The organism is Arthrobacter sp. GMC3 (genome assembly GCF_002929305.1).
Lineage (GTDB): Bacteria > Actinomycetota > Actinomycetes > Actinomycetales > Micrococcaceae > Specibacter.
Window position 1 is genome coordinate 1 of the sequence record NZ_PJIO01000166.1, and the last position, 518, is coordinate 518.

Annotated in this window: 1 protein-coding gene; it reads right to left on the minus strand. The window is 62.5% G+C overall.

Annotated features, from left to right (window positions below; genetic code table 11):
• On the minus strand, positions 1-518 hold a 518-nt coding region (locus CXQ94_RS24140), incomplete at both ends, for an ABC transporter substrate-binding protein (protein WP_181034384.1).

Consider the following 518-nt stretch of genomic DNA (forward strand, 5'->3'; position numbering starts at 1 on the left):
GATGCTGACCTGAGGCGCCGCCAGGGTCAGATCGGCGAAAACATTCTGCCCACCACACACCTCGAGCGCTTCGCTGATGATCTGCTGTCCGCCGAGGGTATACAGCGGGCGATTCCAGATCTGATAGAACACCCGCAGCGGCTCAGCGCGCGTGTAGTTGCTGCGTAATTCGGCGAGGCCTGCACGAAAGCGCCCGGCCAGTCGTTCGCCTTGTTCGGCGCGCCCGACGGCATTACCCACTACAACGAACTGCTCGGCCAGCCCTTCGAGACGGGTATGCTCGACAACCAAAACGGGAATACCGAACTGCTTCAACTGCTCACGCTGACTGCGCGGCACACTGTCCGGCCAGAGCAGCACGAGATCAGGGCGCAAGCTGAGCAGGGTTTCCATCTCCACCTGGCCATAGCGTCCAACCGAAGGCACCGACTGCAGCGCCGCTGGGCGCTCGCCACCATCCAGGACGCCAACCAGCCGGTCGGCAGCATCGAGTTCGAGCATGATTTCGCTGAGCGATG